At 30.9% G+C, this 21,832-nt stretch carries 18 protein-coding genes; 16 read left to right on the top strand and 2 right to left on the bottom strand.

The features are described from left to right. Positions 1 to 279: 279 nt before the first annotated feature. Complete coding sequence (gene purL, locus Q8S45_RS01250) at positions 280 to 4,056, bottom strand: phosphoribosylformylglycinamidine synthase (RefSeq protein ID WP_305600488.1); 3,777 nt, start codon at positions 4,054 to 4,056, stop codon at positions 280 to 282. A 490-nt stretch (positions 4,057 to 4,546) separates the two neighbouring features. On the opposite strand from purL, the gene hisG reads away from it, so the two are divergent. The 9 genes from hisG (at position 4,547) to Q8S45_RS01205 (ending at position 13,086) form a co-directional block, all read left to right on the top strand. After that, the gene (hisG, locus tag Q8S45_RS01245; protein ID WP_305600486.1) at positions 4,547 to 5,404 is read left to right on the top strand and encodes an ATP phosphoribosyltransferase; all 858 of its coding nucleotides are present in this window, start codon (positions 4,547 to 4,549) and stop codon (positions 5,402 to 5,404) included. 49 nt (positions 5,405 to 5,453) lie between these two features. Beyond that, positions 5,454 to 6,752, top strand: a complete 1,299-nt coding sequence (gene hisD / locus Q8S45_RS01240; RefSeq protein ID WP_305600484.1) for a histidinol dehydrogenase — start codon at positions 5,454 to 5,456, stop codon at positions 6,750 to 6,752. A gap of 190 nt (positions 6,753 to 6,942) precedes the next feature. Then, complete coding sequence (hisC, locus tag Q8S45_RS01235) at positions 6,943 to 7,995, top strand: histidinol-phosphate transaminase (RefSeq protein ID WP_305600482.1); 1,053 nt, start codon at positions 6,943 to 6,945, stop codon at positions 7,993 to 7,995. After that, the gene (gene hisB / locus Q8S45_RS01230; protein ID WP_305600480.1) at positions 7,992 to 9,128 is read left to right on the top strand and encodes a bifunctional histidinol-phosphatase/imidazoleglycerol-phosphate dehydratase HisB; all 1,137 of its coding nucleotides are present in this window, start codon (positions 7,992 to 7,994) and stop codon (positions 9,126 to 9,128) included. The genes hisC and hisB overlap by 4 nt, the downstream gene beginning before the upstream one ends. Before the next feature lie 116 nt (positions 9,129 to 9,244). Further along, positions 9,245 to 9,826 (top strand): imidazole glycerol phosphate synthase subunit HisH, encoded by a 582-nt coding sequence (hisH, locus tag Q8S45_RS01225; protein WP_305600478.1) that lies wholly within the window; start codon positions 9,245 to 9,247, stop codon positions 9,824 to 9,826. A gap of 109 nt (positions 9,827 to 9,935) precedes the next feature. After that, positions 9,936 to 10,661 (top strand): 1-(5-phosphoribosyl)-5-[(5-phosphoribosylamino)methylideneamino]imidazole-4-carboxamide isomerase, encoded by a 726-nt coding sequence (hisA, locus tag Q8S45_RS01220; RefSeq protein ID WP_305600476.1) that lies wholly within the window; start codon positions 9,936 to 9,938, stop codon positions 10,659 to 10,661. Positions 10,662 to 10,839: 178 nt separating this feature from the next. After that, positions 10,840 to 11,595: an imidazole glycerol phosphate synthase subunit HisF gene (gene hisF, locus Q8S45_RS01215; RefSeq protein WP_305600474.1), complete on the top strand. Its 756-nt coding sequence runs from the start codon at positions 10,840 to 10,842 to the stop codon at positions 11,593 to 11,595. A gap of 82 nt (positions 11,596 to 11,677) precedes the next feature. Continuing rightward, the gene (gene hisIE, locus Q8S45_RS01210; protein ID WP_305600472.1) at positions 11,678 to 12,277 is read left to right on the top strand and encodes a bifunctional phosphoribosyl-AMP cyclohydrolase/phosphoribosyl-ATP diphosphatase HisIE; all 600 of its coding nucleotides are present in this window, start codon (positions 11,678 to 11,680) and stop codon (positions 12,275 to 12,277) included. A 134-nt stretch (positions 12,278 to 12,411) separates the two neighbouring features. Beyond that, a complete protein-coding gene (locus tag Q8S45_RS01205; protein WP_305600470.1) occupies positions 12,412 to 13,086 on the top strand; it encodes a DUF2461 domain-containing protein in 675 nt (224 codons plus the stop codon). A gap of 1 nt (position 13,087) precedes the next feature. Here Q8S45_RS01205 and xerD read toward each other — a convergent pair whose 3' ends face one another. Beyond that, complete coding sequence (xerD, locus tag Q8S45_RS01200) at positions 13,088 to 13,984, bottom strand: site-specific tyrosine recombinase XerD (RefSeq protein ID WP_305600468.1); 897 nt, start codon at positions 13,982 to 13,984, stop codon at positions 13,088 to 13,090. Positions 13,985 to 14,028: 44 nt separating this feature from the next. Here xerD and aroQ point away from each other — a divergent pair, with 44 nt between their 5' ends. From aroQ to Q8S45_RS01165, 7 genes are all read left to right on the top strand, one after another. After that, positions 14,029 to 14,442, top strand: a complete 414-nt coding sequence (aroQ, locus tag Q8S45_RS01195; RefSeq protein ID WP_305600466.1) for a type II 3-dehydroquinate dehydratase — start codon at positions 14,029 to 14,031, stop codon at positions 14,440 to 14,442. A gap of 532 nt (positions 14,443 to 14,974) precedes the next feature. Beyond that, entirely contained in the window at positions 14,975 to 15,214 is a 240-nt protein-coding gene (locus Q8S45_RS01190) for a PqqD family protein (RefSeq protein ID WP_305600464.1), read from the top strand. 3 nt (positions 15,215 to 15,217) lie between these two features. Then, complete coding sequence (locus tag Q8S45_RS01185; RefSeq protein WP_305600462.1) at positions 15,218 to 16,261, top strand: ATP-grasp domain-containing protein; 1,044 nt, start codon at positions 15,218 to 15,220, stop codon at positions 16,259 to 16,261. An 11-nt stretch (positions 16,262 to 16,272) separates the two neighbouring features. After that, positions 16,273 to 17,625, top strand: coding sequence for a hypothetical protein (locus Q8S45_RS01180; protein WP_305600460.1), 1,353 nt, complete (start codon positions 16,273 to 16,275; stop codon positions 17,623 to 17,625). A 73-nt stretch (positions 17,626 to 17,698) separates the two neighbouring features. After that, positions 17,699 to 19,906 carry an urea transporter gene (locus Q8S45_RS01175; protein WP_305600458.1) on the top strand — a complete coding sequence of 736 codons (2,208 nt, stop codon included), beginning with the start codon at positions 17,699 to 17,701 and terminating at the stop codon, positions 19,904 to 19,906. Further along, positions 19,885 to 21,195 (top strand): hypothetical protein, encoded by a 1,311-nt coding sequence (locus Q8S45_RS01170; RefSeq protein ID WP_305600456.1) that lies wholly within the window; start codon positions 19,885 to 19,887, stop codon positions 21,193 to 21,195. The genes Q8S45_RS01175 and Q8S45_RS01170 overlap by 22 nt, the downstream gene beginning before the upstream one ends. Next, the gene (locus Q8S45_RS01165; protein ID WP_305600454.1) at positions 21,183 to 21,812 is read left to right on the top strand and encodes a tetratricopeptide repeat protein; all 630 of its coding nucleotides are present in this window, start codon (positions 21,183 to 21,185) and stop codon (positions 21,810 to 21,812) included. The genes Q8S45_RS01170 and Q8S45_RS01165 overlap by 13 nt, the downstream gene beginning before the upstream one ends. Positions 21,813 to 21,832: the final 20 nt, after the last annotated feature.

Below are 21,832 nucleotides of genomic sequence, written 5' to 3'. Positions count from 1 at the left end.
CCCCTTGTTGAAATTTCTCGTCTTTGCGCAATAACGCCTTCAGTTCTTCAGAACTATAGTTTTCTATCTTTAGTGCTACTCTACTCATAACACAAAGATAATAAAAAATAATTTGTAATTACATATTAGACTTTATATAAGTGTATCCAATTGATAATAAGCAAAATCGAATAATCGAGAAATGTTAGAAGTCATACAATTAATTTGGTACAGCAAAATAGAAATAAAAAAAGGATTTCATTTTTGTGAAATCCTTAAAAGATATTAAACGCTTATAACTTATTTATTTTCTATCCACTTTCTGGCATTTACAAATGCTTCTGCCCATGGAGAAACTTCATCTTTTCTTCCTGCTGGATAATAAGCCCAGTTCCATTGAAAAATAGAACGCTCTATATGTGGCATCATTACCAAATGACGACCATCAATTGAACTCATCATGGCAACATTATAATCGGATCCATTTGGGTTTGAAGGATACGCATCGTAACCATATTTAGCAACAATATTGTAAGCGTTTTCTTCCATCGGTAAGTTAAATTTACCTTCACCGTGAGATATCCAAACACCTAAAGTACTACCTGCTAATGTTGAAAGCATTACTGAATTATTTTCTTGAATTGTTACCGAAGTAAAATTGCTTTCATGTTTATGAGAATCATTATGAAGTAGTTTTCCATGAATTTCGTGTTCAGGATTAATAACTTCTAATTCCATAAATAACTGACAGCCATTGCAAATTCCTACAGATAAAGTATCTTCTCTTTTGAAGAAATTATCTAACACAGTTTTTGCTTTTTCGTTGTATAAAAAAGCCCCAGCCCAACCTTTAGCTGAACCTAAAACATCTGAATTTGAAAAACCACCAACAGCACCAATAAACTTAATATCTTCCAACGTTTCACGACCACTTATTAAATCGGTCATATGAACATCTTTTACATCAAAACCAGCTAAATACATAGCATTTGCCATTTCTCGTTCACTATTACTTCCTTTTTCACGTATTATTGCTGCTTTTGGTCTTTGTCTGTCATTACGAGGAGATTGCGACGAAGTAATCTCATTATGAGTAACAGATTGCTTCACTTCGTTCGCAATGACGTTTTCAAGTTTACCAGCAAAATGACTAGGAAAATTGAATTTTAAAGGTTGATTTTTATAATTTTCAAATCTATCTTTTGCTTTATTATCTGCACATTGTTTTTGATCTAATAAATAAGAAGTTTTATACCAAACATCACGAAGTTCAGGAATGTTAAATTCTAAAACTTTACCATTGTTGGTTATTTTTACAGTTTCACTTCTAACAGCATTTCCTAATTCGAAGAAATCTACATTATTTAAACCTAAAAAAGAAGGAACATCAGCATCGCTACTTTGGAAAATAATTCCGCTATTTTCAGCAAATAATACTTTTACAGTATCGGCTTCTTCTAAAGTAGAAATATCAATGTTTACACCCAACTTCTCTTGAGAAAAACATAATTCCAGTAAAGTAGTTAGCATTCCACCGGCTGAAATATCATGTCCTGCAGAAATCCGACTTTCTTTTATTAAATTTTGAATGGTATTAAATGCATTTTTAAATTTGGCTGTATCTTTTATGGTTGGTGTTTCTTTACCAATTTTATTTTGAGTTTGTGCAAATGATGAACCACCTAATTTATAAGCATCATTAGATAAATTGATATAATAGATTTTATTTAAACCACTTTTTTGAAGTACAGGTTCTACAACCTTCGTAATATCACAACAATGCCCAGCAGCTGAAATAACGACTGTTCCTGGAGATAAAACTTCATCATTAGGATATTTTTGCTTCATAGATAAAGAATCTTTTCCGGTTGGAACATTGATTCCTAATTCAATAGAAAATTCTGAAACAGCTTTTACGGCTTTGTATAAACGTGCATCTTCGCCTTCATTTTTACAAGGCCACATCCAATTGGCAGATAGTGAAACCGATTTTAAATTATCTTGTAATGGTGCCCAAATAATGTTAGTTAAAGCTTCAGCAATTGCATTTTTACTTCCAGCTTCAGGATCAATAAGTGCACTTATAGGAGCGTGACCAATAGAAGTTGCAATCCCTTCTTTTCCATTGTAATCCAATGCCATAACTCCAACATTATTCAATGGTAATTGTAACGGGCCAGCACATTGTTGTTTGGCAACTTTACCACCAACACAGCGGTCTACCTTATTTGTTAACCAATCTTTACAGGCAACAGCTTCTAATTGTAATACTTGTTTAATGTAGCTGTGTATTTCATTTTGGTTGTACGACAAATCGTGATAATTTCTTACAATAGTTTTATCATTCATAATAGTTTTTGGAGAGCTTCCAAACATATCTATTAGATCTAAATCCATCGGTTTTTCACCAGTTGATTCAGATTCAAATGTAAAACGATTGTTATTTGTTACTTCACCAACTTCATAATAAGGAGAACGTTCACGATCTGCAATTCTATGCAAATATTCGGCATCTTCTTTTCCAATAACCAATCCCATACGCTCTTGAGATTCGTTTCCAATAATTTCTTTTGCAGAAAGCGTTGGATCGCCAATTGGTAATTTATCTAAGTCAATTAATCCACCCGTTTCTTCAACCAGTTCAGACAAACAGTTTAAATGTCCACCCGCACCGTGATCGTGAATAGAAACAATGGTGTTTACGTCACTTTCAACCATACCACGAATAGCATTGGCAGCTCTTTTTTGCATTTCAGGATTGGAACGTTGCACCGCATTTAATTCAATACCACTTGCAAACTCACCCGTATCAGCTGAAGAAACTGCAGCACCACCCATTCCAATCCGATAATTATCACCACCTAAAATAACGATTTTATCACCTTCTTTTGGTTTGTCCTTTAGCGCTTGTTCGGCTTTTCCATAACCAATTCCACCTGCTTGCATAATGACTTTATCGTAACCTAACTTTCTAGAGCCTGCACTTAGCGAAGTCGAAGTGTCTAAGCTTTCATCATATTCAAAAGTTAAAACAGAACCAACTATAAGCGGTTGACCAAATTTGTTTCCAAAGTCCGAAGTACCATTCGACGCTTTTATTAAGATGTCCATAGGTGTTTGGTACAACCATTTACGTTCATCCATTCCATTTTCCCAAAGCTTGTCCTGAGCTGAGCCGAAGGAGCTGTCTTCATTCAAACGAGAATATGAAGTCATATATACAGCGGTTCCTGCCAATGGCAATGATCCTTTTCCGCCAGCCAATCTGTCTCTAATTTCACCTCCAGCACCTGTTGCAGCACCGTTAAAAGGTTCAACAGTTGTTGGAAAATTATGTGTTTCAGCTTTTATTGATATCACTGATTTAAAATCTTTCTTTTCGTAGAAATCTGGTTTATCAGCCGTTTTAGGTGCAAACTGCTCAATAATTGGACCTTCAACAAAAGCGACATTGTCTTTATATGCTGAAACAATTCCATTTGGATGTGTTTCTGAAGTTTTACGAATTAATTTAAACAATGAAGAAGGCATTTCTTCACCATCAATTACAAATGTTCCGTTGAAAATTTTATGACGACAATGTTCAGAATTGACTTGAGAAAACCCAAACACTTCAGAATCTGTTAGATTACGGCCAATTTTTTTACTTAAATTATTCAGGTAATTTACTTCCTCGTCATTTAAGGACAAACCTTCTTGTTTGTTATAAGCAACAATGTCTTCAATTTCTAGAATAGGAGCTGGGCTTATATGAATGTTAAATATATCTTGATTTAATTCTTGATATTTTTGAAAAAGCATAGGATCAAATTGTGCATCTTTAGTAGAAGTATTGAATTCTTCAATTCTAACAATGCCTTCAATAGCCATATTTTGTGTAATTTCAACGGCATTGGTACTCCAAGGTGTAATCATTGCAGCTCTTGGACCAATAAAAAAATCATCGATAGTTACTCGGTCAATTTTAGGTTGATTTCCAAAAAGCCAGTTTAATTTTTTAGTGTCTGTTTGTGGAAGTTCTTTTGACGTTTGCACAGCATAAATTTTGCTATTTTGGTTCCCAAAGAAATGAATCATATTATGATTTTTAGTGTACTATTAGAAAAATGCAAATTTAACTAAATAAATAGAATTGAATTAGTAACCGTACTTAATATTCTATCAGTTATTAAAAGAGTTTTAAACAATTCAGCTATTTTATTTATCTGAAAGTTATTACAATGGGTTAGTGACTAATTATTTTCAATTTTCAGTAACAGATTGCTTCACTATGTTTGCAATGACGAGTTTGATAAACAGTATAATTGTTATGTATTTAACAAAATGGTAAAGTTTGTAATTTTTATGCAAAACATGTATTTGTATGTCAAACATTTTTATATATTTGCGCTTTAAAACAAGTAAAATGACATTTATTCAATTACATCATCATCATTTTCATTCTGGCACTCAGGCGAGCTGAAAATGTATTGAATAAATTCAAAATATATTTAAAAACCCGTTTGAGCAAATCAAACGGGTTTTTTTATGCTCTTTTCGATTTACTCAAACTCAATAAAAAAATAAAATGAGTAAAATTAAAATTGCAGTCCAAAAAGCAGGACGTTTAAACGAAGATTCTCTTCAACTTTTAAAAGATTGTGGAATTTCTATTGATAATGGAAAAGACCAATTAAAAGCTTCAGCTAGTAATTTTCCGTTAGAAGTATTATACCTTAGAAATGGAGATATACCTCAATATCTTAAAGATGGAGTGGTTGATATTGCCATTATTGGTGAAAACGTACTTGTTGAAAAAGGAAATGGGATTCGAATTGTAGAACGATTAGGATTTTCAAAATGTAGGGTTTCAATTGCAATTCCAAAAGGAAAAAAGTATAAAAGCATTAAAGATTTGGAGGGTATGCGTATTGCTACTTCATATCCAAACACAGTAAAGGAATACTTTAATAAATACAATATAACTCCTGATATTCACGTCATTAGCGGATCTGTTGAAATTGCTCCAAGTATTGGTTTAGCAGATGCCATTTGTGATATTGTTTCAAGTGGAAGTACTTTATTTAAAAATAATTTGAAAGAAGTTGAAGTGATGCTTAAAAGTGAAGCCGTTTTAGCTGTTTCACCTAAAATTTCATTAGAAAATCAGCTATTGTTAGATAAAATTCAATTTAGAATTCAGTCAGTTTTAAAGGCTCGTAAATCGAAGTATATTTTAATGAATGCACCAAATGATAAAATTGAAAGCATTATAAAGCTATTACCAGGAATGAGAAGTCCAACCGTTTTACCTTTAGCTGAAGCAGGATGGAGCTCTATACATACAGTAATTGAAAAAGATTCTTTTTGGGAAGTAATTGATGAGTTAAAAGCCAATGGTGCGGAAGGATTATTGGTGATTCCAATTGAAAAAATGGTAATATAAAATGAAGTTGTAAGTTTTGAGTTATAAGTTGAAAGTAAAAAATAATAAAATGAAAAAAGTAATAAATCCACTAAAAAATGATTGGACTGAATTGTTAAAAAGACCAACACAAACAATTGAATCTATTGAGGAAACAGTAACCGCTATTTTTGGTGATATTAAAAGAAACGGAGACGATGGTGTAAAACGTTATACCTCTATTTTTGACGGTGTTGAGCTGAATGATTTTTTTGTTTCGGATGAAGAAATTAAAGAGGCTGAATTATTGATTTCTAATGATTTAAAAGAAGCTGTTAAAGTAGCAATAGCAAATATTTCAATCTTTCATTCAGCTCAAAAAACAACTAAAATTGTAGTAGAAACTACGGAAGGTGTGGAATGTTGGCAAGAAAAAAGACCTATTCAAAAGGTTGGTTTATATATCCCTGGAGGTACCGCACCCTTATTTTCTTCAGTCTTAATGTTGGCAATTCCTGCAAAAATTGCTGGCTGTAAGGAAATAGTGCTATCTACTCCTCCAAATAAAAAAGGGAAAGTGCATCCTGCAATAATTTATGCAGCACAACAATGCGGTGTAACTAAAATTGTGAAAGTTGGTGGAATTCAAGCAATTGCAGGATTGACATTTGGAACTGAAACCATTCCGCAGGTTTATAAAATTTTAGGACCTGGTAATCAGTATGTTACGGTGGCTAAACAATTGGCAACAAAATATGGAGTTGCTATAGATATGCCAGCTGGTCCAAGTGAATTATTAGTTGTTGCTGATACAAGTGCCAATGCCAGTTTTGTAGCGTCCGATTTATTAAGTCAGGCTGAACATGGTATTGATAGTCAGGTGATTTTAGTTTCAACCTCACTGGCTAAATTAGAAGAAGTAGAAAAGGAAATTGAGAAGCAAATTCAGGGTTTATCAAGAAAGAAAATAGCGGAAAAAGCGATTAGTAATTCAAAATTGATTTATGTTGAAACTAAAGAAATAGCATTGGAATTAATTAATGAATACGGCCCTGAACATTTTATTGTTTGTACAAATGATAACGATTATTATGTTGATAATATAGAAAACGCAGGTTCGGTGTTTATTGGGAATTACACGCCTGAAAGTGCAGGAGATTATGCTTCCGGTACAAATCATACATTACCAACAAATGGTTTTACAAAAGCATATTCAGGGGTAAATTTGGATTCGTTTTTAAAAGCTATTTCATTTCAGAAAATTTCAGAAAAAGGAATTCAAAATATTGGAAAAACTATTGAGGTGATGGCTGAAGCAGAGGGTTTAGATGCTCATAAAAATGCGGTGACATTAAGGCTAAATAGTTTGAAAAAAATATCATCACAATGAGTATAATTACGAAGTAATCTGTTTTTAATTAGCAGATTGCTTCATTTCATTCGCAATGACTTTTATTTTGTTATTACGAGGAGTGCAAACGACGTGGTAATCTGTTTCAGAGATTGAGATTGATTTAGTAAATGAAAAAATTTAGAATATTAATAAATGAGACCCTAAAACCAGTTCAGGGTGACGCAAAATGAAAATAAATAAATTTAATATAGACAGTTTGGTTCGCGAAAATATAAAGGCACTAAAACCGTATTCATCAGCAAGAGATGAATTTGTGGAGTTAAGTGTTGATATGGTGTTTTTAGATGCGAATGAAAATCCGTTCGAAAATGGCGTAAATCGTTATCCAGATCCGCAACAAACAACTGTAAAAGAAGCCTTGTCAAAATTAAAGGAAATTCATGTAACTCAAATTTTATTGGGAAATGGAAGTGACGAAGTGTTGGATCTACTATTTAAAGCATTTTGCGAACCAAAACAAGATAATATTATTACGTTACCACCAACGTATGGAATGTATCATGTGTTAGCGAATATAAATAATATAGAAGATAAGGAAGTGTTATTAACTACTGGTTTTCAACCTAATGTGAATAAAATTTTAAAAACTGCTGATGCTAATTCGAAACTATTGTTTTTGTGCTCGCCAAACAACCCTACAGGAAATTCATTCTCAAACGAAAGTATTGAAAAACTGTTAAAATCTTTTAACGGTTTGGTAGTAATTGATGAAGCGTATATCGATTTTTCTTCAGAAAAAAGTTGGTTAGAAAGATTGAATGAATTTCCGAATTTAGTGGTGACTCAAACTTTGTCTAAAGCCTATGGAATGGCAGGAATACGATTGGGAATCTGTTATGCTTCTTCAGCAATTATTACCGTATTAAACAAAATCAAGCCACCATACAATGTAAATGAGCTGACGCAGCAAAAAGCATTAAAGCGATTGATGACTAAAAATAAAGTTCAAAATGAAATTGATAAAATTTTAGAACAACGAGAAAAATTATTCGTAAAATTAAAATCGGTTTCATTTATTGAAGAAATTTATCTGACAGATGCAAATTTTATTTTGGTAAAAGTTGATGATGCTACAAAAAGATATGATCAATTAATTCAAAATGGAATTGTGATTCGAAATAGAACAAACCAACCTCTATGTGAAAATACGTTGCGTTTAACAGTGGGAACAAAAAGTGAGAATATAAAATTAATAAAGGCATTAAAAGATATAGAATGAAAAAGAAAGTTTTATTTATTGATCGTGACGGTACTATGATAAAAGAACCAGCCGATGAACAAGTTGATGCATTTGAAAAAATAATATTTTATCCAAAAGCATTTACATATTTAGGTAAAATAGCCAAAGAACTCGATTTTGAATTGGTGATGGTTACTAATCAAGATGGGTTAGGAACAGCTAGTTTACCTGAAGAGAGTTTTTGGCCAGTTCAAAATTTCGTAATCCAATGTTTTGAAAATGAGGGTGTAAAGTTTGATAAAGTATTTATTGATAAAACTTTTGCTTCGGAAAATTCCCCAACCAGAAAACCTAATATAGGCTTGTTAACAGCCTATTTTTCAGAAGCATACGATTTGGAGAATTCCTTTGTGATTGGTGATAGATTAACAGATATTCAATTGGCTAAAAATTTAGGCGCAAAAGGAATTTTTATCAATGACAACACCAATCTTGGAACCGGAGAAATAACAGTGAAAAGAGATGAATTAAACAATTATATTGCTTTGGAAACCAATGATTGGCAAAAAATATATGAGTTTTTAAAATTAGATAACAGAACTGCTGAACTCACTAGAAATACCAACGAAACTAAAATTTATATCAAATTAAATTTAGATGGAACTGGTAAAAGTGATATTTCAACAGGAATTGCTTTTTTCGATCATATGCTCGATCAAATTGCGCGTCATGGTCAAATGGATTTAACCATTCAAGTAAAAGGGGATTTAGAAGTTGATGAGCATCATACCATTGAAGATACGATGATTGCTTTAGGTGAAGTTTTTGCCAAAGCCTTAGGAAATAAATTAGGAATTGAGCGTTATGGTTTTTGTTTACCTATGGACGATTGTTTAGCGCAAGTAACTATTGATTTTGGAGGAAGAAATTGGTTGGTTTGGGAAGCTGATTTTAAACGCGAAATGATTGGTAAAATGCCAACAGAAATGTTTTATCATCTTTTTAAATCTTTTACAGATGGTGCTAAATGTAATTTAAATATAAAAGCTGAAGGAACTAATGAACATCATAAAATTGAAGCAATATTTAAAGCTTTTGCAAAGGCAATTAAAGCTGCTGTTAAAAGAGATTCAGAAAAAATGATTTTACCAAGTACCAAAGGAATGCTTTAAATAGATTTTAGATGTTAGTATTGAGATATTAGAAAATAAGATATTTGAAGTTAGATTTTACTCAATACTCGTATCTAAATACTCATTACTAACATCTCAATACTCAATACTAAACAATGAAAATAGTTATTATAAATTATGGAGCAGGAAATATACAATCAATCAAATTTGCGATTCAGCGTTTGGGATATGAAGCTGTTTTATCTCACGATGAAGTAGCAATTAGAAATGCAGATAAAGTAATTTTTCCAGGTGTGGGTGAAGCAAGTAGTGCTATGGAAATGTTGAAAGCTTCGGGATTAGATAAAGTTATACCAACTTTAAAACAACCAGTTTTAGGTATTTGTTTGGGAATGCAATTAATGTGTAATTCTTGTGAAGAAGGCGATACACAAGGTTTAGGTATTTTTGATTGTGACGTTATCAAATTTGATAATTCTGAAAAAGTTCCTCAAATAGGGTGGAACCAAATTGAAAACTTAAAATCTGATTTATTCAAAGGAATTAACGATAAAGAATATATGTATTTGGTGCATAGTTTTTACGTTCCTTTAAATGATGAAGCCATTGCAACAACTGAATACGGAATTAAATATGCTTCAGCATTGCAAAAAGATAATTTTTATGGAGTACAATTTCATCCTGAAAAAAGTAGTAAAGCAGGTGCACAAATATTACAAAACTTTTTGGAATTGTAATTAAAAATAATATGTCATGCGAGGAGAGGTAGCGACGAAGTAATTTGTTTTTAAAGAACAGATTGCTTCATTTCATTCGCAATGATGTGTAAACATTAAAAAATAACAAATGAGAATCATTCCAGCAATTGATATTATAAATGGTAAATGTGTACGACTTTCGAAAGGAGATTATGCAACAAAAATTATTTATAACGAGAATCCGTTAGAGGTAGCAAAAATGTTTGAAGATCACGGAGTGCAGTATTTGCATTTGGTAGATTTAGATGGAGCAAAAGCAAGTCATATTGTAAATCACAAAGTATTAGAATTAATTGCTACAAACACTAATTTAATTATTGATTTTGGAGGAGGATTAAAGTCTGACGATGATTTAAAAATTGCTTTTGAATGTGGAGCTAATCAAATTACAGGAGGAAGCATTGCTGTAAAAAATCCTTCAATCTTTAGAAGTTGGATAGAAAAATTTGGAGCAGATAAAATTATTTTAGGAGCTGATGCCTTGGATGAAAAAGTAGCAGTTAGCGGGTGGCAAGAAGAAAGTAATGAAGAATTGATTCCTTTTATTCAATATTATATGAAAGAAGGAGTGAAGTATGTTATTTGTACGGATATTTCAAAAGATGGTATGTTACAAGGACCTTCATTTGAATTGTATCAAAAGATATTAACTGAAACACCTCATGTGAAATTAATTGCTTCTGGTGGGATTTCAACTTTTGAAGAAATACCTAAATTAGCCGAAATGGGCTGTGAAGGAACTATTATTGGCAAGTCTATTTATGAGCACAAAATAAGTATGAAACAACTAGAAAATTATATTTTAAATAATTAAATGTCATTACGAGGAGTGAAACGACGTGGTAATCTGTTTTATAGAAAGAGATTGCTTCACTTCATTCGCAATGACGAAACAAATAAATTAAATTCAAAGTTAGATATACAATATTAGAAGTATGATGTTTTTACAAAATACTTTCAACTTTTCAACTTTTAACTTTCAACTTAGAAATATGTTAACAAAAAGAATAATTCCCTGCCTAGATATTAAAAACGGGAGAACCGTAAAAGGTGTGAATTTTGTAGATTTAAGAGATGCTGGTGATCCGGTGGAATTAGCAGAAATATATGCTAACGAAGGCGCTGATGAATTGGTTTTTTTAGATATTACTGCAACAGAACAGAGAAGAAAAACCTTGGTGGAATTGGTAATGCACGTTGCTGAAAAAGTGAATATTCCTTTTACAGTAGGTGGTGGTATTTCATCAGTTGAAGATGTTGAGATATTATTGAATTCTGGAGCTGATAAGGTTTCTATCAATTCTTCCGCAGTAAAAAATCCGCAATTAATAAATGAGTTGGCTGGAAAATTTGGAAGTCAGTGCATAGTTGTGGCAATAGATGCCAAACAAATTGAAGGTGAATGGATGGTGCATTTAGTAGGTGGAAAAGTGCCTACGGATATAAAATTATTCGATTGGGCTAAAGAAGTGGAACAGCGCGGTGCTGGTGAAATTTTATTTACATCAATGGATCATGATGGCACAAAAAATGGTTTTGCAAATGAAGCGTTGGCTTATTTAAGTGAGTTGGTAAATATTCCAATTATTGCATCGGGTGGCGCAGGAACTATGCAACATTTTACCGATACTTTTATTGAAGGTAAGGCAGACGCAGCTTTGGCAGCAAGTGTTTTTCACTTTAAAGAGATTGAAATAATAGATTTAAAAAACGAATTAAAAAGGAATAATATTCCAGTAAGGTTATAAATTTACTGATCGCTGAGTGGAGCCGAAGCGCAAACATTAATTATGATTTCAACTCCACTCAATCACCATAAAACATACAATTATGAACATAGATTTTAATAAAAATAACAACGGTTTAATACCAGCTATCATTCAAGATGTAAAAACCAATAAAGTACTAATGTTAGGCTATATGAATGCTGAAGCATTTACTAAAACTAAGGAAACAAATAAAGTTACTTTTTTTAGCCGAACTAAAAATAGATTGTGGACAAAAGGTGAAGAAAGCGGTAATTTTTTAAATGTAGTTTCAATTAAAAACGATTGTGATAATGATACCTTGTTAATTCAAGTAAATCCAGTTGGTCCAACCTGTCATACAGGTTCAGATACATGTTGGAATGAAACAAATAGGCAGTCTTTTGGGTTTTTGTCGGAACTGGAAAATGTAATTAAAAGTAGGAGAGAAGTTGGGAATTCAGAAAAAAGTTATGTTGCTTCGTTATTTGAAAAAGGGATTAATAAAATTGCTCAAAAAGTAGGGGAAGAAGCTATAGAAATTGTAATTGAAGCCAAAGATAATAATGACGATTTATTCTTAAATGAAGGAGCAGATTTGTTATTTCATTATTTGATTTTATTACAAGCAAAAGGATTTGCGTTGCAGGATATTGTAAAGATTTTAGAAGGAAGACATAAATAGCATTACGTCACCCTGAACTTGATTCAGGGTCTCATCAATATAAAATAGATGTATGAGATGCTGAATCAAGTTCAGCATGACTAAGGAAAGTAGATTTAATTATTTTTGTATCTTCAATTTCTAAAAACTAAAAAATGACTTCAATTTCAAAAACTACATTAGACTTTTTATCAGCTTTAAAAGAAAACAATAATAGAGATTGGTTTAATGAACATAAACCCGAATTTCAGCTAGAGCAAAAGAAAGCGAAAGAGTTCTACAGTGCCCTGATGCAAAAGTTGAAAACACATGATGATATTGACCAATTTAAGTTATTTAGAATTTATCGTGATGTTCGTTTTTCATTAGATAAAACACCTTATAAACCTCATTTTGCAGGTTCATTTTCAAGAGCAACTAAAAAATTACGCGGTGGTTATTATTTAAGAATTCGCTCAGGTGAAAGTTTTTTAGCAGGTGGTTTTTGGGAACCCAATAAAGATGATTTATTAAGAATTCGAAAAGAATTTGAAACAGATTCAACGGAAATAAGAGCAATTATAAATAATAAAATTTTTGTAAAACACTTTGGAAAGCTTGAAGGTGACTCTTTAAAAACAGCTCCTAGGGGATTTGATAAAGAACATCCAGATTTAGATTTGATTAGAATGAAACAATTTATTGTTGTTCGTAATTTTACCGATGATGAAGTTTTAAATCCTAATTTTTTAGAAGAAATTAATGAAAGTTATAAAGCTATGCGTCCTTATTTTAATTATATGAGTGACGTATTAACCACCGATTTAAATGGAGTTTCAATTATAGACTAGCCTATTTTCTTGGATGAAATTTATTGACAACTTCTTTTAAAAAACGCCTATCTAAATGCATATAAATTTCAGTAGTGGTAATGCTTTCGTGACCAAGCATTTGTTGAATGGCTCTTAAATCGGCTCCTCGTTCTAATAAATGTGTTGCAAAAGAATGTCTAAACGTATGAGGACTTATTTTCTTTTTTAATCCTATTTTTTCTGCCAAATTGGTGATAATGGTAAAAATCATAACTCTGCTTAAATTTTTACCTCGCCTATTTAAAAAAACGGTGTCTTCAAAACCTTTTTTAATGGCAACATGATTTCGTATTCCGTTAATATATAGATCAATAAATTTTTGAGTTTGTTCATTAATAGGAATAAATCGTTGTTTATTTCCTTTTCCTGTAACTTTAATAAAACCTTCATCAAAAAATAAATCTGACAATTTTAAATCGACCAATTCAGAAACACGCAACCCACAACTATAAAGGGTTTCAATCATTGTTCTGTTTCTTTCTCCTTGAGGTTCACTTAAATCAATAGCATTAATTAAACGATCTATTTCTTCTAAAGCTAAGGTATCTGGCAATTTTCTACCAATTTTTGGAGTTTCAATTAAATCGGTCGGATTTTCCTTTCTGTAATCTTCAAAAATTAAATAATCGAAAAAATTTCGTAATCCAGAAATTAAACGAGCTTGAGACCTCGGATTTATTGTTTTTGAAATAGTGTAAATAAATTCTTGAACTTGTTCTTTATCAATATTAATGGGGCTAACTACTAATTGATGTTCTTCAAGATAGTTAATTAATTTTTTTACATCGTGCAAATAGCTCACAATAGAATTTTTAGCCAATCCTTTTTCAATTTTCAAATAAAACTGGTAATCTTGTAATGCTTGTAGCCATTTCATAATGGTAAAAATAAGTAATATATTTACACATAAATTATTCTAAAATGAAAATTCTAATTTTAAACGGTCCCAATCTAAATTTACTTGGTAAAAGAGAACCAGAGGTTTACGGTAACCTATCTTTTGAAACTTTTTTTACCACGCTTCATAAGAAATATTCAAAAATAGAATTGGAATATTTTCAGAGTAATATCGAAGGCGAGATAATTAATAAATTACACGAAGTTGGATTTTCATTTGATGGAATTATTTTAAATGCAGGTGCTTATACCCATACATCCATTGCCATTGGCGATGCCATTAAAGGAATAGAAACTCCCGTTATAGAAGTTCATATTTCTAATGTGCATGCTCGTGAAGATTTTAGGCATATTTCATATATAGCTCCTAATGCAAAAGGAGTGATTGCTGGTTTTGGACTGAAAAGTTACGAGTTAGCTATAGAAAGTTTTATATAATATTTGGACGTTACACTTCGGGTAAGGCTATCACTACTCGCTTTTTTTTATAAAAATAACCAAAAAGCTCAAACAAACCGTTCTATCCTTAACGCAAACCAATAGTGTAATTATTAAAAATTTTTGAAAACACATAATTTAAATGGGGGGTAGAATTATATTTAACAAATTCGTTTTTATTTATTTTAATTAAATTAAATCTGACCAATAATTTTCATCGTTTTAGGTAAACGTTAATTTTCTGTCACAACCATTTTTTTATCAATATTTTTTCTATTTTTTTAAAAAAAGTTTATCTTAAAAAATGCTGAAATTATATTGTTTAAACCTTTTTCAAAAAGGACAGTCTAAGTACTATTCCTTTTATGGATCTAATATTTTAAAATGCTTTAATTCAGTAAGTTAAAAATATTATAAATGTATTTTCTGGATGAATGTGGCTAAATAATGGGTAACATAAGTGGCTCTAATTGTGAAAATTAAACACGAAATTAGTAAAATGGGATTTATTAAATAAAAAAAATATAGAGATATGAGTAAATTAAATTCGCTTGCAATAAGCGACAACGGATTCATCTTCAAACCTTCAACAGGAGAATCTTTTACAACTAACGAATTAGGGCTATTTATAATTCAATTTCTTAAAGAAAATAAATCTGGAGAAGAAATTATAAATGCCATAATGCAGGATTTTGATGTAGACAATGTAACTGCTGGAAGAGATATGTATGAGTTTCTCGATTTTTTGAAAAAAGAAAATATGATAGACTAAGTTATGGAAAAGAAAAAATTAACCATTGCTATTACAGGTCTTAATAATATTGACAGTCCAGGACCTGGAGTTCCTGTTATTAGAGGTATAAAAGATTCAAATTTAAATGCCAGAATAATTGGACTTGCCTATGAAAATTTAGAACCTGGAATTTATATGCCCGGTTTGGTAGATAAAACGTATTTAATGCCATTTCCTTCAACAGGAAGCGAAGCTTTTTTAGAACGGTTGGAATATATTCAAGAAAAGGAAAAAATTGATATTATTATTCCTAATTTCGATTCGGAGTTATACCTTTTTATTAAATATAGTACAAAATTATTAGAAATGGGTATTCATACTTTCTTACCAACGATGGAACAGTTTGAAGAACGCCATAAAGATAATTTACCTGAATATGCTAAAAAATACGGAATCACAGTTCCAGAAAGTAAAGCTATTATGAACAGTAATGAGTTGGCAAATTTACCCAAACCACTATCGTATCCATATTTTATTAAAGGTAAATATTATGAAGCTTTTAAGGTATCAAATCAAAGTCAAGCTGTTTATTATTTTAATAAATTAAGTGCAAAATGGGGATTGCCAGTTGTTGTGCAACAAGCCATACACGGTACAGAAGTGAACGTTATTGCTTTAGGTGATGGCGAAGGAAATACGGTTGCTGCTGTGCCAATGCGTAAACAATATATTACCGATAAAGGGAAGGCTTGGGGTGGAATTACATTAAATGATGAACGTTTGTTAGAAATAACACATCATATTATTAAACAAACAAAATGGCGTGGAGGAATGGAATTGGAAATGATTAAAACAGATGATGGAGAATATCATTTAATAGAAATAAATCCACGAATACCTGCTTGGGTATATTTAGCGGTTGGTGCAGGACAAAATATTCCTGAAATGCTATGTCGTTTGGCATTGGGTGAAAAAGTAGATCCTGTTACTAAATATGAATTTGGAAAAATGTTTATTCGTTATTCATGGGATTTAATAGGTGATATAGCAGATTTTGAGAAAATAATAATTTTTGGTGAACTTTAGAATATAAAAAAATGAGTAAAAAAATTTATGAACGTCCGATTTTAAGAAAAGTAGTTGAAGGAATTCCAAATAAATTTGGAAGTTTAAAAAGATTACGTCCTGTAGAAACTATTGATAATGTTGCTATTAACGATATTATTGATGAATATGGTTCGCCTGTATTTATTATTTCTGAAAAAACGATAAGAGAAACTTATAAAACTGCCTATTGTGCTTTTTCAACTCGCTATCCAAAAGTTCAGTTTGCATGGTCTTATAAAACAAATTATTTAGATGCAGTGTGTCGTATTTTTCATCAAGAAGGGTCTTGGGCTGAAGTAGTTTCAGGGTTTGAATATGAAAAAGCATTAGATAACAACGTTTCAGGTTCAAAAATTATTTTTAACGGTCCAGATAAAAGTGATGCAGATTTAACTAGAGCAATCAACAATAAATCACTGATACATATAGATCATTTTGATGAATTATATACAATTATTGAAATACTACCAAAATTAAAGGAGCGTCCACAGGTAGCAATTAGAGTTAATATGGATACAGGAATTATACCACAATGGGATCGATTCGGTTTTAATTATGAAAATGGTGAAGCATGGAATGCCATCAATAGAATTTTAACGGATGGTGGAATAGATTTAATAGGTTTACATATTCATATTGGAACTTATATTACCATGTCTAAAGCCTATTCAATAGCTATTGAAAAATTAGCCGCTTTAGCAAATAAAACATTTGATCGTTTTCAAAAAAGCATAAGTTATATTGATGTTGGAGGTGGTTTTGCTTCACAAAACACATTACAAGGTGCCTATATGCCTGCTACAGATACTACTCCAAGTTTTGATGATTATGCACATGCCATTACTACCGCTATGACTTCTGTTAATTTTCCTAATAATGAAACGCCAACACTTATTTTAGAAACTGGTAGAGCTTTAATAGATGAGGCTGGTTGGCTTGCAGGATCAGTTTTGGCAAATAAACGTTTGGCAGATGGTAGAAGAGCTATGGTAATTGACTCTGGTATAAATTTATTGTTTACCGCTTTTTGGTACGATTATGAGATTTTCCCTGTGCAAGAAACAAGTTTCCAGTCTGAACCAACCACCATATACGGACCTTTATGTATGAATATTGATGTTGTAAGAAATAATATTGATTTTCCATTGCTAAACAAAGGAGATAGATTTGTAATTAAAAGAGTAGGAGCGTACACAATGACACAGTGGATGCAGTTTATTACTTATCGCCCTAATGTTGTTCTAATAGATTTAAATGGAAAAGTACACGTAATTAGAAAGGAAGAAAATAAGGAGGTTTTCCGTATTCAAGAATTGGTTCCTAAGCACCTTCAAAATAAATAAAGAAATACAAAAATGGGTTAAAGAATAGTATAACAATACTAAATCTTATGATTGTAAAAAAGTAAATTAAAGAATGAAAAATAAACTAAAAATAAAAAGCGCCTTATTTGGTGAAGCTGTTTTAACAAGTTATGCTCAAATATTTTTTACCGATAATAAAATTCTAGCAAGTATTTTGGTATTAGTTAGTTTTATTGATTGGTGGATTGGTTTGAGTGGTTTAATTGCAGTTACTACAGCAGTTGCTTTAGCTGAATTATTTGGGTATTCTCAAATTATATCTAAAAGAGGATTATTTAGTTTTAACTCCTTATTAGTAGGTTTAGGTGTTGGTACTTATTTTTTACCTGGTTTAGATGTTTTAATTTTAATAATTGTTGGTAGTGCCATCGCTTTTTTTAGTACCATATTTTTGATGGGGTTTTTAGCAAAATATAGCCTCCCATTTTTAAGTGTACCCTTTTTAATTGGTATGTGGCTTATGTTATTTTCTTTTCCATCATTTGGTGGCATAGCATTAAATACAGAGGCATTATATCCTTCAAACATGTTTTTTAAACTGGGAGGGAATACATTGGTTTTTGTGGTAGATTTTTTAAATAATTTGTTTGCAGATACAGGTTTTGAAACCTATTTTTTATCATTAGGAGCTATCTTTTTTCAGTTTAATATTTTAGCGGGTGTGCTTATTGCAATTGGTTTATTAATTCATTCTAGAGTAATCTTTTTACTGTCGTTGGTTGGTTTTTTTGTTGCGTATTGGTTTTATTCTTATTTAGGAATGTACCAAGGAACTTTAAATTATACCTATTACGGATTTAATTTTATTCTATCGGCAATTGCTATTGGTGGTTATTTTTTAATTCCATCAAAACAATCATTTTTGTGGAGTATGGCATTAGTTCCTGTATTGGTAATAACTACTGTTGGAACAAGCAAACTATTTGGTTTCTTTGAGATGTCGGTTTTTTCATTACCATTTAATTTGGTAATAATTAGCGTATTATACGCCTTTAAGATTCGATTTAACCAAACTGTACCTCCAATTTTAACTTTGGTTCAGCAAAAAAATCCAGAAACAAATGCATATTTATATGCAAGTCAGCCAGCCAAAAAGTTTGCAGCTTTTACCAATCCAATAAGATTACCTTTTTTGGGACAATGGACTGTAAATCAAGGTCACGAAGGTTTTTATACACATAAAGATTTTTTTAAATATGCTTGGGATTTTGTTATAAAAGATGAAACTACTGAAAAAGAATTTTTAGGCGAAGGACTTTTATCAACTGATTATTTTTGTTTTGACAAACCTGTAATTGCACCGGCTAGTGGAACTGTGGTTGCAGTTTTAAACGCTATTGATGATAACGAAATTGGTATTGCTAATACCATACATAATTGGGGAAACACGGTTGTTATTAAACACGATTTGTATCTATACACCAAAATGTGTCATTTAAAAAAGGGTTCTGTTGAAGTTAAAGTAGGAGATATTGTTTCGGAAGGGCAAGTTATTGGGAAATGTGGTAACTCTGGGAGATCTCCATATCCTCATTTGCATTTTCAAGTTCAATCTTCAGCAGAAATTGGTAGTCCAACAATGTATTATCCACTTTTTGAGTATTTAAAATTAGTTGATTCAAAGTTAAAGTTTACTTCAAAAGGAATTCCGAAGGAAAATGAAATACTTCAAAATATTTCAACTTCAGATATATTAGAATCGGCATTTAGATGGAATCCTGGCGATGAATTTAATTTAACTATTACCAATAAAAAAAGTAAAGAAAGGGTATATGTAATTAAAAATGTAATAGATAGTTACAATTTATCCTCATTACACTGTATTTCTACAGGTGCAGTTATGTATTATTCAAACAATGGAAAATCATTTTCGGCATTAAATTATGTTGGCACTAAAAAAAGTCCTTTATTTTATATGTATAGCACATTTTATAAAGTAATAGTAAGTGAACGTAGTGATATAATTGTAACCACACCATTTCCAGTTCATCAATTATATAGGTTTCCCACAATTACAATTCAAGATTTTTTAGTTCCTATAGGTATTTTTTTAAAAGGAAATTATAAGTTGACATATACTGAATCAACAGTAACTTTTAATGTTCAAAAAATAGAAATGAATTCAAAAATAGAAGGATATAAAAATAAACAACTTTTTAATTCAAATATAACTGTACATAATAACAGGACAATTCAAATTTTATGCACAAATAATAACAATACAAAAATTCAATTAAAATGGGAAAACAGACTAGTATAGTAATTGCATTACTGTTTTTTATAACGGTACAAGCTCAAAAACCCGTGTCTTTTAAGGAGATAGATAGCACAACGTATGATTTGTACTTAAAACAAGATTGGAAATCTCTTATTGAAGTTGGTAAACAATCGAGGCATTCAAACTTAAATTTCTATTACTTAAATGTTAGAATGGGAATTGCTTATTATAAAGATAATAAGATGTTAAGTGCTGTAAAAGAATTAGAGGAAGCGTATACAGCAAATAATTATGATATAATTGTGCAAGAATATTTGTATTGGGCATATAGATTTAGCGGTATGGTATTAGAATCACATATTTTTTTCGAAAAAATGTCTCAGCCTTTGAAAGATAAAATAAATTTAGAATTACCTTTTATTTCTTCAATTGATATTGGTTTTTTAAGGACTTCAAATGTAGATTTTGATTCGATGGCTGTTGCGGATATAAATGCCGATAATAATGATGTTCGTATTTTTCCTGAGAGTTACAGTTACTATTCAATTGGGTTAAATCATCCGTTATCAAAAAAAGTAAACTTCTATCATCAGCTTACATTTATGTCAATTAAAAACAATCAGCAAGAAAGTACTTCTAATTTGATAACAAATAAACCGTATGATGGCAAAGAAACACGTTATTATGCCGATGTTACTTTTGCACTTGGGAATAGATGGTATTTGGATACCTATTTAAACGTTGTTTCGGGTAATTTTGATAACGTAAATATTGAGGAAACTTTAAATTTTGGAGGACCAATACGAGTGTCAACTTCTTCAACAATCAAGTATTCTGACGTTGTTTTTGGCGCATCAATTTCTAAAGCGTCTTATTTTGCAAGAAGTACTGTAAATGCATCTGTTTCAAATTTAAATAATAAAAAACAGTTTCAAACAGGATATTCAGTGTCTTTATTTCCTTTGGGAAGCACATTAGTAGTGCCTTTTGGTTCGATTCAATATCAAAATCAGAATACTAATAGTAATTTAATATATAGTGGAGGATTAGCAATAGGTACAAATAAATTTTCTATTACAGGTTTTGGTAATTTTGGAGATATTACCAATTATGTTTCCAATAATGGTGCATTTATATATAACCAAGTTGCAAAAACAACAAGTGAAATGGGCTTAGTTTTAAAAGTATTCACTAAAAATTCAGTGATAAAAGCAGGATATACAATTGCCAAAATGGAGGATTTTTATCAAACACAAGACAATGAAATTTTAACAAAAATATATAATTTTAATCAACAAAACTTAATAGTAGGAATCACATGGAATTTTTAAAAAGAATAATATTAACAGGTATTTTTATTTTATTTATTAGTACAACAGTATTAGCGCAAAACAATTTTTCAAATTTACAAGAAGCATTTAGCAAAAGTTATACTTTAGAAGCTAAAGGAAATTTTAAGGAAGCAGCAGATCAATTAAAAGCAGTATATCAAGAAAACTCGTATGAAACAAATTTACGATTAGGTTGGTTAAATTATATGGCAGGAAATTTTAAAGAATCTATTGCCTTTTATAAAAAATCGATGGACCTATTCCCATACGCAGATGAACCGAAATTTGGTTATATTTTTCCTTTATCTGCATTAGGACGTTGGGATGAGGTAATTGTACAATACAAAGAAATTTTAGCAAATTCGCCAAATAACACAAAGGCGTTGTACTATTTAGGTACAATCTATTATAATAGAGGACAGTATGATAAAGCAATTTTGAATTTTCAAAAAGTTGTAGACTTATATCCATTTGATTATGATGGGATGCTAATGTATGGCTGGGCTAATTTACAGTTAGGTAAAAAGAAGGAAGCAAAAGTTCTTTTTCAAAAAGTATTATTAAATAAGCCTAAAGATGCTTCAGCAATACAAGGTTTGGCTTTGGTAAGTACATAAATGTATAATTTTCAATTCAA

The sequence above is a fragment of the Lutibacter sp. genome, assembly GCF_030692605.1.
In the GTDB taxonomy this organism is placed as follows: domain Bacteria; phylum Bacteroidota; class Bacteroidia; order Flavobacteriales; family Flavobacteriaceae; genus Lutibacter.
The sequence above is the reverse complement of the archived record's forward strand: the minus strand, read 5'-3'. Positions and strand labels throughout refer to the sequence as shown.

Excerpts from the sequence above, each read along its gene's own strand:
- Q8S45_RS01205 (WP_305600470.1), top strand. The coding sequence starts at position 12,412 with ATGACTTCAATTTCAAAAACTACATTAGACTTTTTATCAGCTTTAAAA.
- hisG (WP_305600486.1), top strand. The coding sequence starts at position 4,547 with ATGAGTAAAATTAAAATTGCAGTCCAAAAAGCAGGACGTTTAAACGAA.
- Q8S45_RS01190 (WP_305600464.1), top strand. The coding sequence starts at position 14,975 with ATGAGTAAATTAAATTCGCTTGCAATAAGCGACAACGGATTCATCTTC.
- Q8S45_RS01175 (WP_305600458.1), top strand. The coding sequence starts at position 17,699 with ATGAAAAATAAACTAAAAATAAAAAGCGCCTTATTTGGTGAAGCTGTT.
- aroQ (WP_305600466.1), top strand. The coding sequence starts at position 14,029 with ATGAAAATTCTAATTTTAAACGGTCCCAATCTAAATTTACTTGGTAAA.
- Q8S45_RS01165 (WP_305600454.1), top strand. The coding sequence starts at position 21,183 with ATGGAATTTTTAAAAAGAATAATATTAACAGGTATTTTTATTTTATTT.
- xerD (WP_305600468.1), bottom strand. The coding sequence starts at position 13,984 with ATGAAATGGCTACAAGCATTACAAGATTACCAGTTTTATTTGAAAATT.
- hisIE (WP_305600472.1), top strand. The coding sequence starts at position 11,678 with ATGAACATAGATTTTAATAAAAATAACAACGGTTTAATACCAGCTATC.
- Q8S45_RS01180 (WP_305600460.1), top strand. The coding sequence starts at position 16,273 with ATGAGTAAAAAAATTTATGAACGTCCGATTTTAAGAAAAGTAGTTGAA.
- hisD (WP_305600484.1), top strand. The coding sequence starts at position 5,454 with ATGAAAAAAGTAATAAATCCACTAAAAAATGATTGGACTGAATTGTTA.
- Q8S45_RS01170 (WP_305600456.1), top strand. The coding sequence starts at position 19,885 with ATGGGAAAACAGACTAGTATAGTAATTGCATTACTGTTTTTTATAACG.
- Q8S45_RS01185 (WP_305600462.1), top strand. The coding sequence starts at position 15,218 with ATGGAAAAGAAAAAATTAACCATTGCTATTACAGGTCTTAATAATATT.
- hisH (WP_305600478.1), top strand. The coding sequence starts at position 9,245 with ATGAAAATAGTTATTATAAATTATGGAGCAGGAAATATACAATCAATC.
- hisC (WP_305600482.1), top strand. The coding sequence starts at position 6,943 with ATGAAAATAAATAAATTTAATATAGACAGTTTGGTTCGCGAAAATATA.
- hisF (WP_305600474.1), top strand. The coding sequence starts at position 10,840 with ATGTTAACAAAAAGAATAATTCCCTGCCTAGATATTAAAAACGGGAGA.
- hisA (WP_305600476.1), top strand. The coding sequence starts at position 9,936 with ATGAGAATCATTCCAGCAATTGATATTATAAATGGTAAATGTGTACGA.
- hisB (WP_305600480.1), top strand. The coding sequence starts at position 7,992 with ATGAAAAAGAAAGTTTTATTTATTGATCGTGACGGTACTATGATAAAA.
- purL (WP_305600488.1), bottom strand. The coding sequence starts at position 4,056 with ATGATTCATTTCTTTGGGAACCAAAATAGCAAAATTTATGCTGTGCAA.